At 38.3% G+C, this 15233-nt stretch carries 12 protein-coding genes; 8 read left to right on the top strand and 4 right to left on the bottom strand.

What is annotated here, in order from left to right:
- Positions 1–2: 2 nt before the first annotated feature.
- The 8 genes from CPS_RS05470 to CPS_RS05435 all read left to right on the top strand — a co-directional run bounded on the left by CPS_RS05470 (position 3) and on the right by CPS_RS05435 (position 9965).
- Complete coding sequence (locus tag CPS_RS05470; RefSeq protein ID WP_011042067.1) at positions 3–383, top strand: CidA/LrgA family protein; 381 nt, start codon at positions 3–5, stop codon at positions 381–383.
- Positions 383–1105, top strand: a complete 723-nt coding sequence (locus CPS_RS05465) for an LrgB family protein (protein ID WP_011042066.1) — start codon at positions 383–385, stop codon at positions 1103–1105. The genes CPS_RS05470 and CPS_RS05465 overlap by 1 nt, the downstream gene beginning before the upstream one ends.
- A gap of 622 nt (positions 1106–1727) precedes the next feature.
- On the top strand, positions 1728–3896 hold the full coding sequence (locus CPS_RS05460) for a malate synthase G (protein ID WP_011042065.1): 2169 nt from the start codon (positions 1728–1730) through the stop codon (positions 3894–3896).
- 452 nt (positions 3897–4348) lie between these two features.
- Complete coding sequence (locus CPS_RS05455; protein ID WP_011042062.1) at positions 4349–4780, top strand: hypothetical protein; 432 nt, start codon at positions 4349–4351, stop codon at positions 4778–4780.
- Positions 4781–5032: 252 nt separating this feature from the next.
- The gene (locus tag CPS_RS05450; RefSeq protein ID WP_011042060.1) at positions 5033–7465 is read left to right on the top strand and encodes a penicillin acylase family protein; all 2433 of its coding nucleotides are present in this window, start codon (positions 5033–5035) and stop codon (positions 7463–7465) included.
- Positions 7466–7517: 52 nt separating this feature from the next.
- Positions 7518–7904 carry an MAPEG family protein gene (locus CPS_RS05445; RefSeq protein WP_011042059.1) on the top strand — a complete coding sequence of 129 codons (387 nt, stop codon included), beginning with the start codon at positions 7518–7520 and terminating at the stop codon, positions 7902–7904.
- Positions 7905–8011: 107 nt separating this feature from the next.
- Positions 8012–9187, top strand: a complete 1176-nt coding sequence (pheA, locus tag CPS_RS05440; protein WP_011042058.1) for a prephenate dehydratase — start codon at positions 8012–8014, stop codon at positions 9185–9187.
- Positions 9188–9302: 115 nt separating this feature from the next.
- The gene (locus tag CPS_RS05435) at positions 9303–9965 is read left to right on the top strand and encodes a GspH/FimT family pseudopilin (RefSeq protein WP_041736710.1); all 663 of its coding nucleotides are present in this window, start codon (positions 9303–9305) and stop codon (positions 9963–9965) included.
- Positions 9966–10103: 138 nt separating this feature from the next.
- Here the strand turns inward: CPS_RS05435 and CPS_RS05430 are convergent, their stop codons facing one another.
- The 4 genes from CPS_RS05430 to CPS_RS05415 are packed head-to-tail and all read right to left on the bottom strand — an operon-like array spanning position 10104 to position 15231.
- On the bottom strand, positions 10104–10451 hold the full coding sequence (locus tag CPS_RS05430; RefSeq protein ID WP_011042055.1) for a TapY2 family type IVa secretion system protein: 348 nt from the start codon (positions 10449–10451) through the stop codon (positions 10104–10106).
- Positions 10452–10453: 2 nt separating this feature from the next.
- Positions 10454–10879, bottom strand: a complete 426-nt coding sequence (locus CPS_RS05425) for a type IV pilin protein (RefSeq protein WP_011042054.1) — start codon at positions 10877–10879, stop codon at positions 10454–10456.
- Complete coding sequence (locus CPS_RS05420) at positions 10879–14646, bottom strand: pilus assembly protein (RefSeq protein ID WP_011042053.1); 3768 nt, start codon at positions 14644–14646, stop codon at positions 10879–10881. The genes CPS_RS05425 and CPS_RS05420 overlap by 1 nt, the downstream gene beginning before the upstream one ends.
- A gap of 36 nt (positions 14647–14682) precedes the next feature.
- Complete coding sequence (locus tag CPS_RS05415) at positions 14683–15231, bottom strand: pilus assembly PilX family protein (protein ID WP_011042052.1); 549 nt, start codon at positions 15229–15231, stop codon at positions 14683–14685.
- Positions 15232–15233 lie beyond the last annotated feature (2 nt).

The following is a 15233-nucleotide window of genomic DNA, read 5'->3' as shown; positions in this document are numbered from 1 at the left end:
CCATGAAGAATGTGCTCTATACCCTTTTCGCTATCAGTATATGTTTGATGCTAGGAAAGCTTGCTAATTATCTATTAGCAGCTTTACCGGCTAGTTTATATGGCATGATTATTTACGCGCTATTTTTACAACTCAATTGGTTTAGTCCCGATAAGATAACCAAAACTAATCAGTGGTTTATTAAGCATATGGGGGTCTGTCTAGTACCTGCAGGCATGGGGATAATCAACCATTTCCAACTCATTCAACAACATGGTATTGCTTTAGTGGTTATTATTTTTAGCTCAACGTTTATCTTACTTACCGTTATTGGCTACTTGAGCGAGCGTTATTTAATAACGCCGGATAATATCAAGAGCAAAGCACCGACAGGCTCAAGATAATGCTGACTACTTTCATTGTTAACAGCCCTATATTGGCAAGCATAGTTTTTACCTTAATCACTATAGCAACTTATCAGTTTGCCTCCGCTTGCCAACAAAAATGGCAATACATTTGGTTAAACCCTATGCTGTTTACTATTAGCATATTGGTTCCTTTCTTACTGTTAATTGATATTAATTACCAAGAATATAGTCAGACAACAGAGATACTTAACCTTTTACTAGAGCCAGCTATTGTTGCCCTCGGCATGCCTCTTTATCAGCAATTTAAGCAGATACGCTTCTATTGGCGAGAAATGACCGCTATTTTAGTCTTAGGTATTACAGTCGTTATTACCGTAAGCTTTTTACTTGCTATGTGGTTAATAAAAGCACCTGAGATTGCCATCGCTTTGTCATTAAAATCTGTCACAACCCCCATAGGTATTACTTTAACAGAACAGTTGTTTGGTGATAGCTCTATCACGGCTTTTGCTATCTTGATTGCTGGTTTATTTGGTGCATTACTGGGACCTCAATGGCTGAGTTTTATTGGCATAAACTCAGCTAAAGCACAGGGGTTAGCCATTGGTAGCGCCAGTCATGTTATTGGCACTGCAGTACTCGTTCGCAAGAGCGCAGAGCATGGCGCATACAGCTCTGTTGCATTGATTCTATCTGCCATACTCACCGCACTGATCAGCCCTTGGTTAATACCTCTATTACAGCGGTTAGTTACCTAGTCCTTTAAAGTAAGCTCAAACACAGGCAATCATCAAACACCATTCACAATATGAATGGTGTTTATCATAAAGTACAATAATGTGTATTAATGTACTAGTGCGTCACTTAAAATTAAAAAATATTAATATTTAACAAGTACTTACTATTTTATGTGCTCTAATTAATGTTTCTCAAGTCCCTTAGTTATTCTAAAGCACTATTGCCAGCAGTGATAATAAACCATAGGATTATCACTAATATGTATTTCTAGCGCTACTTTGACCTAATAATTGTTAAAGTGGTGATTATATAGCAGTGTGTATACCCGCTCTACTTGAAGATGCTCGTTTCAGGGAGTCTGAGCGATTCATAATCAAGGCGAATTTTTTTATTAAGGGTCATTCCCTTAAAAAGAAATGTAACACAGAGTATGATTTGCTCAGCCTTCCCCAAGGGGCTGTTTTAGAAACGCTTTATGCTGCGTTATTGATTTCGACAATAGAATAACTATTCTCTTCAATCAATGCCTTGCCTAAAGGCGTTTCTAATTCCAGCTGAATCATGCATCTTCAAGTGGAACGGGTATAAACAAACATTCTTGACGCTTTAACATAAAGTTTTTGAAAATAAGGTGAAGTAATAATGGTAGCGACAGTAACGATAGAGAACTTAACAGTAAGCCAATGTCTTTTTGATTTTATTGAAAATGAAGCCCTACCTGACACTTCTATTAGCTCAAGTCATTTTTGGCAGCAATTTTCCAGTATAATTCATGATCTGAGCCCAGAAAACAAACAGCTTTTATTAAAACGTGATGCCTTACAAGCAAGCATAAATAGCTACCATCAAGACAATAAGCCACTTGATTTTTCTCACTATAAAAAATTCTTAGCGGATATTAACTACCTTGTACCTCAAGTAGATGATTTTAGTATCAACACCAGTAATGTTGATAACGAATTAGCGTTGATGGCAGGGCCACAACTTGTTGTGCCAATAATGAATGCTCGTTTTGCGCTAAATGCCGTAAATGCTCGTTGGGGAAGTTTATATGACGCACTCTATGGCACTGATGTAATCAGCCATGAAAATGGTGCACAACCAGGAAAAACATATAACCCGGTGCGTGGTAAAAAGGTTATCGCGTTTGCCAAAGGTTATTTAGATCAAGCCATTCCACTGCTCACTGGTAATCATAGCCAAGCAATTAGCTACCACTTAACCGAACACCAATTAATGGTAAGTTTGGCTGACGGTCAGCAAAGTCCTCTGAAAGACCCTTCTGCATTTATAGGCTTTACTGGCAGTATAAATAAGCCAGATTCTCTGATGTTTACTCATAACGGTTTACATTTAAACCTACTGTTTAGCGATGACAGTGCAATAGGCAAGGAAGATGCTGCCGGATTAAGCGATGTAGTACTTGAATCAGCGTTAACGACCATTATGGATTGTGAAGATTCGGTTGCGGCTGTTGATGGTGAAGATAAAGTAATCGCTTACCGAAATTGGTTAGGACTAATGACGGGCAAGTTAAGCGCCAAACTGAATAAAAATGGTAAAACCATAACCCGCACCATGAACAATGATTTGAGTGTTCAAACACTAACTGGCGACACAGTTACCCTCAAAGGTCGTAGCTTGATGTTCGTACGTAATGTTGGCCATTTGATGACAAACAATGCCATTATCGATAGTCAAGGTAATGAAGTACCTGAAGGTATACTCGATGCTATGATCACTTCTTTGATTGCCCTGCATGATTTAAAAGGTAATAGCGCATTTAGCAATAGTAGTGAAGGTTCTATTTACATTGTTAAGCCCAAAATGCACGGACCTGAGGAAGTTGCTTTTGCTAATACATTATTCTCACGTGTAGAAACTGCATTATCATTACCTCAAAACACCGTCAAAATGGGTATAATGGATGAAGAGAGACGTACCAGTGTTAATTTGAAAAACTGTATTTTTGCTGCTAAAGACCGTGTGGTTTTTATCAATACTGGCTTTTTAGATAGAACGGGTGACGAGATTCATACCTCTATGATGGCCGGACCTATGGCAAGAAAAGCAGATATAAAACTAACTCCTTGGATTGGTGCTTATGAAGATAACAATGTAGATGTTGGCCTCGCTTGTGGTTTTAGTCAAAAAGCACAAATAGGTAAAGGCATGTGGCCTATTCCAGATCAAATGGCAAATATGATCGCAACTAAAATCAATCATGTTGAAGCTGGAGCAAACACTGCTTGGGTTCCTTCACCTACCGCTGCTACATTGCACTCGCTGCACTACCATAGAGTGAATGTGTTTGAGTTACAAAAGCAACTTGCTAAACGTCAGCCGGCTAATATAGACGATATTTTAACAATTCCATTAGCAGAACATACTAATTGGACTGAGCAGGAAATTAGTGATGAGTTAGACAATAACTGTCAAGGCATTTTAGGCTATGTAGTTCGCTGGATAGATGATGGCGTAGGCTGCTCTAAAGTTCCGGATATAAACAATGTCGGCTTGATGGAAGATAGAGCCACTTTACGTATTTCTAGCCAACACATCGCTAACTGGCTTACTCATAACATTTGTACTATTGAACAAGTTCAAGCCAGTTTAGAGAAAATGGCAAATATTGTTGATAAACAAAACGCTAGTGATAGTAGTTATCAAGCGATGAGTAATGACTTCACCAATAGCATTGCTTTTAAAGCTGCTGCTGCATTGATATTTTCAGGCGTAGAACAGCCTAATGGTTATACCGAACCTTTACTGCACCAATATCGCTTAGAAAAAAAGCGCCAACTTAGCTAACTTCTAATTATATTAAAATTCAGCAGTTCAAATTGAATTGTGAAAATAATCAACACTGTCGCTATATTGAGTTCAACAATAGCGCCAGTGTTGATTTTCTTTTTTAGGCATCATATTAATCATTGTTGTTGTTATTTGTACTGGTATAAACCAGTCATAAAAAATGATAAAAGTAACTAACTCAAATTTGTTGTTACTCATTAAAATGATTTGAAATATTTAATTGCTTTAACAGTTCTAATATTAAGAATGCTTCTGTTTAATGACTGACGGTTTTTATTTAAAATGTTGCTTTAAAAGGCTTATGCCATCTACCGTATGAAAGAAGCGACTTGTCTCATCTTGCTAGCATAATGATTGAATAGACCTTAAAGTAATAATTGTAACAATTTAGTAAAAATAAATAGCACGATACTTAAACATAGCCAGGCATAGCTACAAGGATATAAGCAATGAATTCATTTAAATTACTATTAGTTAGTTTTACCATCACATTCATAGCCTTGATGACTATTTCCCCTGCCAATGCCAAACATGCAGTTAACGTACAGCATTTAAATGTTAATAATACACTGACGACCAAATTTAATAACAACGATATGATTAACATTGCTGGTAATTATCGTAGTAGTTTTTCAACGGGTTTAATTTTATCTGCTCCAATAGTACTCAGTGATAGAAACTCAAAACTAACAATAGATGTTGTTAATAAGTCCAATGATTTTTTTACTAGCGCAATGGTTTTTAACGATAAACTGCATCAACTCATTTCGTACTTCACTACACCTAATAATGAAACACTTATTGAGCCAACAACTTCAACGCCTGAAAGTGAAGTGATAGAAAAGAAATGTGAGAACACTTTTAGTTTTAATTTTAGCTAAGAGTCCATCACTCCCCTCAAAACGGTCGTTCTGTAGCAGCCTTTAGGGCATTTACCAAGTAGTGTTCATAGTACACACTATTTTGGGCAACCCCGGCAATCATCAATTCTAAAATAATGGGTACTTCCCCCCCCATCCGATAACCCTGCTCTTCATTTTAAAGCTTTTTTTAATAAAAATGTTAACTAAAAATATTCTCAAGGAGTATTTTACGTTACTCTACTTTACTCTTCTTTAATAGCTTATTTACCTATGAAAAAATTGAAAAAAGTGCTCACTGGCTCTTTACTCATCAGTCTGTTGGTTATAGCAACAGCATCAACTTGGCTTTACAGCAAAATTGATGGTGCTTTACCGGTACTCAATGGGGAAAAAACAGTCTTTGGTTTAAAGAAGTCAGCCATCATTGAGCGTGATAAACAAGGCATTGTCACTATTAAAGCCCAAAATCGAAGTGACATTGCTGTAGCGCTTGGTTTTGTTCATGCGCAAGAACGCTTCTTTCAAATGGACTTACTAAGACGAAACTCAGCCGGTGAATTAGCTAGCTTATTTGGTATTCGGGCACTTGATTATGATAAATCAATTCGTAAACATCGCTTTCGAGAAAGAGCAAGAGCCATAGCTGCTCAATTACCTCGCCAAGAACTCGAATTAATTAAGGCGTACACTCGAGGGGTTAATCAAGGGTTAAAATATTTAAACTCATCTCCATTTGAGTACCTCCTATTGCAACAAGAACCCGTTCAATGGAGTGAAGAAGACACCATTTTAACAGTTTTTAGTATGTACATAGACCTGCAATATCATGATGGAAGACGCGAACGTACACTTGGTTTAATGAAAGCAGTTTTATCAGGAGACGTTTACGCATTTTTAGACCCTAAAGGAAGTATATGGGATGCTGCTATTGATGGTAGTCAATTCTCTCAAGCTCCGATGCCCACAGACGCTTGGCCTGCAGCTTCGAGCTTCAATATTGACAACAAAAATCGAAATAACACTAAATTAGCCAATCTTAATAAAGATAAATATCAAGGCGATCATTTACCAGGTTCAAATAGTTGGGCTATTTCTGGGGCTTTAAGTACTACCGGAAGTGCTGTCATTGCAAATGATATGCACCTTGGACTACGTATACCTAATACTTGGTTCCGCGCTTCTTTTGAATACCCAGCCACCACGCCTGATAGGTCAATCACAGCTAAAGATTTGATCAAAGTTACTGGTGCCACTTTACCGGGTACTCCTAATATAGTTATAGGTAGTAATGGTAATATAGCTTGGGGATTTACCAACAGTTATGGTGATTATAGTGATGTTATCCTCTTAACGACTAATCCTGATAATAGCCAATATTTGACACCGTCAGGCTATCAAAACTTTACGACCCACAAACAAATAATTGCTGTTAAAGGTCAAAAAGCACAAGAAATAACTGTCACTGAAACTATTTGGGGCCCAGTTATTGGTAAAAATCATCAAGGAAAATTACTAGCATACCGTTGGGTTGCACATGATAAAGAAGCAATCAATTTAGTAGCAACTGAATTAGAACAAGCACAGAATGTCTCAGAGGCTTTTAATATAGCTGCCCGTTCAGGTATACCTTCTCAAAATATGCTGATTGCCGATAAACACGGTGATATTGGCTGGACAATTATAGGGCCTATCCCCAACAAAAATGGCATGATTGGCGAAACACCTAAATCATGGGCTTCAGGGGAGAACAGCTGGCAGGGTTATTTATCGTCAGCACAGTACCCAAAGATTATTAACCCAGAAAACCATAGACTCTGGACAGCAAACTCCCGTGTCGTTGGTGGCGATATGTATAAAAAGCTTGGTAATGGTGGTTACGCACTCGGCGCTCGCTCAAAACAAGTTAGAAATAACTTATTCGCTCTAAAAGAATTTGATGAACAGTCCCTGCTTAACATTGGCTTAGATGATGAGGCTATTTTTTTACAACGCTGGCAGCAGTTCATTCTTGACGACGTATTGACGAAGAGTGTTGTCGCAAAAGATAAAAGCTTTAAACAAATAAAGAAATTATTAGAAAGCGCCCCCAAATTAAGAGCAAGCGTAGATTCTGTTAGTTATCGCCTAGTTCGAAATTTTAGAATAAACATCAGGGATAGCGTTTTTCTCGAATTAAATAAAAGCTTGAATAAAATTGATGAAGCTTTCAACTTCAAAAGCATTCGCCATCAAATAGAAGTACCTTTATGGCAACTAATTAATGAGCAACCAGAAAACTTTATGATGCTCGGTGAAAGTAGTTGGCAAGATTTATTTATTAAGGCACTAGAAGTAACGATTGCGGACATGACGGTCAACCAAACTTTAGATACTGCCACTTGGGGCCAACAAAATAGTTCGGTAATAAAGCACCCGCTCAGTAGTGCATTACCTTTTCTAAACCATTGGTTGGATATGCCTAGTAAAGCATTAGCAGGTGACAGTTATATGCCAAGAGTACAAGGTAAATCTTTTGGTGCATCAGAACGAATGGTTGTATCTCCTGGTTATGAAAAAAATGGCATCTTTCATATGCCAACTAGCCAATCAGGTCATCCGTGGAGTCCATATTATGGCATGGGCCATAGTGACTGGGAAAATGGTATAGCCTCATCATTTTTACCCGGTAAAACGCTCTACAAGCTGACTTTACTGAGCTATTAAATTACATCCTATTTATACCAATAAACTTACCAATGAGAAATGACGAGGAAAAATGACTATTCTGATTATTTGCTTATTTTTAGCACTACTTTTACCACTGCTTGCAAAAGGCCCTGTAGCTTATGCTATGGCCAAACTAGGTGGATATAATAATAGCCACCCTAGGGAGCAACAAAGCAAGTTAACCGGGTTTGGTGCACGTGCCTTAGCTGCACACCAAAATGCCTTTGAATCGGTTATCCTTTTTGCTCCTGCAATTATTTTAGCACTGGTAACAGGTAATACTCACCAAACAGTGCTCGTATTGGCTATTGTTCATATCGTTTCAAGGGTGCTATATAACATTTTCTATTTATTAAATATCGACCTATTAAGATCAATCGTATGGGGAATTGCTACCTTGTGTAGCTTTGCCATAGTCTATCAATGCATTCCTTAACATGCCCTCAGGAACAAAAAACGTCTAAAGAAACAGTTGACACTATTTAGCTAAGCTAGCTAGAGTAACTACTCAAAGTAGATAATTCACAATAAAAAGGTAAGCAAGTGAGCGAAAAGTTAGATTTAAATGAAATACGCCAAGAAATAACGCTTTTAGATCAAGATTTATTAGCCTTGTTTGCTAAACGTCGCGCGTTAACACTCAATGTGGCAAAGAGTAAAGTACAGCAAATTCGCCCTATTCGTGACCAGCAACGCGAACAAGAGCTTTTAATACGTCTAATTAAGCATGGTAAAACCTTAGGTTTAGATGCTCATTATGTTACCAGTGTATTTCAAACTATTATTGAAGACTCTGTATTAAACCAACAAGCTTTTTTGCAGAGTTTAGCCAACCCTGATATTCAAGTACCAACGGTTAGCGTTGCATTCTTAGGAGATAAAGGTTCATATAGCTTTCTTGCTAGCCATCGATATTTTTCCCGTCGTGCAGAGAAAATTATCGAATCTGGTTGTCAAAGCTTTTACGATATATTACAGCAAGTGGAGTCTGGCCAAGTTGATTACGGTATGCTCCCTATAGAGAATACTAGCTCAGGTAGTATTAACGAAGTTTACGACTTACTACAACATACTAATCTTTCTATCGTAGGTGAAATCACCCAACCGATTGAACATTGTTTATTAACCTCTGTAAATACTAGCTTAGATAAAATCAAAACAATTTATGCGCACGGACAGCCGTTCGCACAATGCAGTAATTTTCTAGATAAGCAGAGCAACATACGCATTGAATATTGTGATAGCACAGCTGATGCTATGGCAAAAGTGGCAGAATTACAAGATGATACGATAGCTGTAATTGGCAGTGAAGAAGGTGGACAACTTTATCAACTTCATGCTCTTGAGCAATCTATTGCTAATCAAACTGAAAACCATTCACGCTTTATATTAGTTGCTCGTAAATCTGTCGATGTAGCGGAACAAATACCAGCCAAAACAGCTATCATTTTATCTACAGGTCAAAAAGCGGGAGCCTTAGTTGAGTGTTTATTAGTACTCAAAGATAAAGGTATTAACATGTGTAAACTCGAGTCTCGCCCTATTCAAGGACGACCTTGGGAAGAAATGTTCTATATTGATGTAGAAGCCAACTTAAAGAGTTTTGCTTTACAAGAAGCAATTAACGACATTACTCCTCACACTAATTTTATCAAGGTATTAGGCTGCTACCCTATCGAGCATATCAGCCCGACGAGTGTCCCTAGCGGTGAGATTTAAATAAAATAACATAATACTAGTGCTATATACAGTTACCGTAACTATTATAGCACTAGCGAGTTTTAGTCGAAAGTGTTATAAATATTAGATAAATTGTATTAATTGGTCAGATGTTATGTTTTTATTTTCTTTAAATTCAAATAAAGCTAACTCCAACGGTGACTCTTCCAAACTTACCGTTTCAAACTCAAAAAACATTGCAAAAAAAAATCAAGGATTCACGCTTGTAGAACTATTGGTGACTATCGTTATAGCAGCCATTATGGTAACAATTGCGGTTCCTAACATGAATGATTTCATCGTAAAAATGCGTGTTGATAATGAAGTAAGTCAACTTAACCGTTTAGTACTATCTGCTCGCAACGGCGCAATATCATTTGAGCAGCCAGCAATTATTTGCCCATTAGTTAATGGGGCATGTACTGCCAACTGGCAAAATGAGCTAACCGCTTTCATCGATCAAGATAATAATGGTGTTTATAATAATGATGGCAATGATGCAAATCTTATAGCTAACGACAAACTTATAAAAATAAAAGCGGCCTCGACTACAGGTGATAGCATTACTTATGCTGGTCAAATTAGTATTAGGTTTGCGCCAACTGGGGCCTTGAGTCCAGCTGTTGCTGGCTCTCTTATTTATTGCCCACAAAGTGATACTAGCCTTGCTCGCGCCATTGTTTTATCTCTCTCTGGACGTTCGTATTTAACGAGTGATGCAGATAATGACGGTAAAGATGAATTCAGAAATGGTGGAAATGTTAGTGATAGCTGCTAAAGCTGATCAATTAACATACAAAGGGAACTAAATAATTTATAGAATGCTATCAAACCGCTTAACCAAACATTTCTCTCATAAAAAATCCCCATCTACTAGGGGATTTTTTATGAGAGACAGCAACGATAACTTATCAAATTACCTTAACAAACCTTTGTCTAATTGCTTAGCTCTTCCATTTGTAAACTTCTTACGCGCTTCCACACACTCTTTAACTTTATATATAACCTTTTGAGTGTTATTTTTTTTAACTTTTCTTCCTTGAAAGACTTTTATTGCCTGAGTTGGTGTAGCAAAAGTATCAGTCACAAAACGGATATCATCACCGCCTCCATGATACTCTACAAAACACTTAACCTGCATAAGTCCACCCACTGCCTGTACATTTTTTTGTTCAGGACTTTTTTCTGCCATTACAGCAAATGATGATATAGCAATAAGTACGGCAATAAAGTATGGATATTTGATAAGTTTGCATTCTTTCATAATTACTTCTCCCAGCAAAAGTTATTAGCCGCACTTTGCTGTCCGACTTCGTTTATCGTTAAATTAGAGCAGTCGGTATCTCTTGACTGAGAACCTTGTGCAGTGGCGGTTAAAACAAAGGTGGTACCGTTATTGGCAATAGTTGCATCAATACTATAATTACCATTTTCAGTCACAAAAGGATCAGCCCCAAGCCCCAAAAGGTTCATATCATTGCTATAACTTCGGCTATCGACAAAGAGTTGCTCTTGCAAGTTTGCAATACGTACTAACTCTCGCTGTGCTTCAGCCCTATTTGAGCGCACAATAAAATCAGTATAAGATGGATAAACAACTGCGGCTAAAATACCAATAATAGCCACAACTATCATTAATTCTATTAAGGTAAAGCCGCTTTGCTTTTGTACTATAGTCTTACTTATAAGCATTATTGAACCTCTGTACTATAAAGGTAAGTACGCACAGTTGCTAAAGAAAAGTCTACCGAAATGACTTTGTCACCAACAATAATATCACCCGTTATAGGATCTACAGTCGTGTCATCATTATCAGTTTCAGGTAACATAATTAACGTCGGCGGCCCTAACCAATCATTATTAATCTTAATTACACGATCATCATTATCACGTACTTCTGTCTGTGTTAGGTTTCTTCTGGTACCTAAGGCGAGGTCTACAGCATATAACTCTCCACTTCCTTTTGGAGGTATACAACTAATAAGAACTGAACTTGACGCTGGTGTGTAAGTAGTAAAGTATGCAACTCCTTTTATAACTAGGGCTGATGCTGTACTTTTTTCACCTGTAGCACGCAAATCGATATACCACCCTGATTCTTCACTGGCTAATTTCTGTAAATCATATTTTGCTGTATCATCGGTAGCTGCATCAAAAGGGTTAGTCGTATAGTTATATAAATCAGTTTTAGCTATAAGATCCATCGCATCTTCATCAGGTCGACTTGGAAAAGTTTTAGTGATGATATTACTGTCCTTAATCATATAAAGGGTATCCGTCGTATCTTTGCCTAACGGAGTAGTCCTATCGCCCGAGCCTAGTAAAATAGCGTCGTATGGGATCTCTTGATGAACAAAAACCTCTGTTGTTACACCATCAGCATCTGTAACTTCAGTCTTAACAATCTCAGAAATGAGTGCTCTGGCAATTGTTGGCTCATAAAAAAAGCGTTGATCATTCACCCCTCCTCCCAAACTTGCTAACTGAGAGATAGAAAAATCACTGGTTTCTTTACCTGGCATATCTACTCGCCAGACATTCCCACCAGTATCTCCAGTATATAAACGATCAATTAAGCCATCTCCAGTACTGTCAAGTAAAGCAATGGGTGATGGAATGCTATGTTCACCAGGAAATGCTGTCGTACCTCCTGTTGGTAAGCCACTCCATAAAAGGCCACCCGTTGCCGCGTCAAGCATGTAAATACCTTGGCCTTTATCATCTGGAGTTGCCACCCCAGTACTATCTTTTTTAGTATCATAACCACCACCAATAAAGAGTACCGGCTTGGCTGTGCTACCAGTTCCAGTAGTAAAATTAAGCGCTGAATAACCAATTTTAGGTTGTGACCAAGATTGGCCAAGTTGAGTAAAGTTTGGTTTGCTGCTGTCTATACGCCACAACAACTTAGGGGCATCAGGCGAAGAAATATCTAGTGCATAATAAGAGCTACCGCCTCGGCGTAAGCCAAAGAAAATCCAAGCAGTATCTCCAGCGCCAATAATTCCATCGCCATTTTTATCATCTTGGTAAATAGAAATCTCACCATCAATGCCGTAAATTTTATTTGCTGATGCGGGACTAGTACGTAACGGTTTAATATTATTGATAAATTCGGTAGGCATAAATGCCCAGCTCTCTGCTACTGATGTATCATTATCTTTAAACATATGCAGAGCACCTGAGTTGGTACCAATAACAATGCGAATATCATCTTCGCCCGAGTAGGTATTTGTATCTTCGTCATATACTCTTCCGCCATAATTGACTACTAGAGGCTTTGAGTGTAATGGGTCACCAAAAACACTTTTTCTCATGTCATCGGTAGCAGTATCTTCGTCTTCATCATCAACATCTAAGCCCGTTGCCCAAGCAAGCATTTCATCTATAGCTGTACTTTGAATTGTAGCATCAGCATCAGTCACCCCAAGTGCTGCAGCTAAACTTGTACTAGCGGCTGTAAAGGCCGCTTCAAGATTAGTACGATTAAAGGTCATTAACGCACTTGCACCGTCGCCATTTTCCATATAGAGTTTTCGGTCACTTGGGATATGGCTATTAAACCAAGTGAGCACGCCACCTTGTCCTACAACATTTCCATCAGCTTCTGTAGACCAAAAACTTCTTGCTGTATCACAAAACGAGCTGCTACCGTCAACGTCACAAATAACATCAACACCATCGCCATTACCATCAGCACCAACGCCTGTTATTTTTTCATTTACGACTTTATATTTTTTTAAATTACCTTGCCAACGTGCTCCCATGCTAGGTTCAAACATTCCATAATAAACCGAGTCAAGGGTTTGATTGTTTAAATAACTGTTTGCCGATACCGAGGCTGAAGTTAAACTATCATTTGCTTCGGGTAAATTATCCAGAATATTCTCTAAGGCGGCGATTAACGATGTCCCTGTATCAGCATCAACATATTGTCCTTTGCCACGCCTTGCCGTTTCTTCTAGTAGACCCCTTGCTGCAATTGCGCCATTACTAAAACCAATGGTATGTGTCACCACTGTCTGTTTTCCAGCGCGATTGAGATTAATATCGTATTCGCTCATCCAGCTAGCTAAGGCTGGTAAATAACTATCATCACTCGTGCGATTACCTGAAGGGTAGGCGCTACCATCAAAAGTATTAGTTTCATCAGTAAGCGCCTCAGTATGAGCGCCAGTAAAAGTTAAACTCTCATAAACCGGGTTTCCATCCGTATCATTAGCTCGTTGCACTGTGGTTACCATCGCGGTAATTTTACTGTCTGCTGCAAAGTCATGTTGCGGCGCACCATCAGTGATAAGAATAATATTGGCAACACTTGAAGCACAGTCTTCAAAAGGAGTTTTATAGACATTATGTCCATCGACTACTTCAGTAATATCTGTCGCCATTGGCGGAATATTTTTACTATAATTATAGTCTCGAACATCGATATCATCATCACCATAATCAACTAACGCGCCAGCAAAATATTGAGATGCTTCATAAACGGACTCACAAAGTGGTGTTGAGCCTTCGGCACTTATCTGATTCGCAATAATATTAAGCAGGTTAGCCCTATTATCATCAGTCATTTCTTTAATGCCAGCAGCAATACGACCACCATTACCGCTAGTATCGTCATCACCATAATTAAAGTTGAAAACCTCTAAGCCAAATTCCACCAATGGGGTGCTATTAATAACATCCCTTATACTGTTTTTTGCAGTCTGCAAACGCTCTTCTAAATGGGAAGCGGTACTTTGACCATGATACCAACGTAAATAGTTAGCTGTATATAAAGTAATTAAGCCATCAGAAGTATACCAGTCAACATTAGTGTGTTGAGCTGGGACTCTATTATCATAATAAATCGGATTTTGGCTTGTACCTTCCCCATCGATAGGATAACCAGATAAGAAGCCAGAAGCATTGTTGCGACTTCCTTCGTTACCCACCACAATTTCACCGTTTTCATCATATTGAAGATAATAAGCATCATTTCGACAATCAATGACTACTGGATCTGCGCCACTATTATTACGAACCTCCTGCCACTCGTTGTCTTGAGAGCGATATTCTCGCATATAATCTGTATATGTCCCATTTTCGGCTAAACTAGCTATGGATGTAAAACAACCATTAAGTGCCCCTGTAAAACGGCGTACGTCACTAGGGGAGTTAGGAATAGTTGTTGTATTATCAGCACCCGCCCTATTAAAATAGAGCATATTATCGTCGTATGCATGAGCTGAATCTGTTGCAATGTAAGGGTTATCAGGGTCATTGATATATGGTTCGCCAAATCGGCTTATTTCTTTCATGCTACCTGAAGTATCAAAAATAATGAGTACTTTAGTTTTTTTATTTGCTTGTCGAACCGCCTCACTTATATAAAGATCTATATCTTCACTTAAGGTTACATTCGATAGTGTAGCAAGTATTAAAGCCAGTATGCCTTTTGCTATAAACTTATTCATTTTAAACTCCCCATAACGTTCACCAATGCCTCGCCGTTATTTTAACAACTGCTGAGCTATCCCTGAATTAACTGTTATTGTACTGTTATTGTTTCGACCATATTGCTTAGTTATTTGTACTCGAAGTATATTACAAGTAAACACCTGCACTGAAGAAGCCGCCCTTGAGTGAGGGCAAGTTTTCTCGAGCAAAAGCGGGTTATCAGCCAAAGATATTGTCGCATTAGTGACATTACCATCTGTATTGCTACTCGTTAAATTGGCTAATACTGGTATAGCATTTGCCAAACGGCTAACTGGCAGAGCAAAAGCATTAGACTCACCAACACCATGCAACACTTCTCGAAAAATAAGTTCGTCCATAGCACCAAAAACTTCTTGCTCAGCAACTACTTTCATTTCACTTGCCCCTGACATTTTCATGTCAGTGGTGGTATTTAGCATGAGTGCAGATGCCACCGCAGTTAAGGCAATCAAAAAAATTAGTGAAACAATTAAAACAACCCCTGCTTGTTTATTTGCTTTAATAGCAAGATAACTGACCCGATAGTGATAGTTCTGATAACCTTTATAAAATGTTGTCATTA

The sequence above is a fragment of the Colwellia psychrerythraea 34H genome, from assembly GCF_000012325.1.
GTDB lineage: Bacteria > Pseudomonadota > Gammaproteobacteria > Enterobacterales > Alteromonadaceae > Colwellia > Colwellia psychrerythraea_A.
The sequence above is the reverse complement of the archived record's forward strand: the minus strand, read 5'-3'. Positions and strand labels throughout refer to the sequence as shown.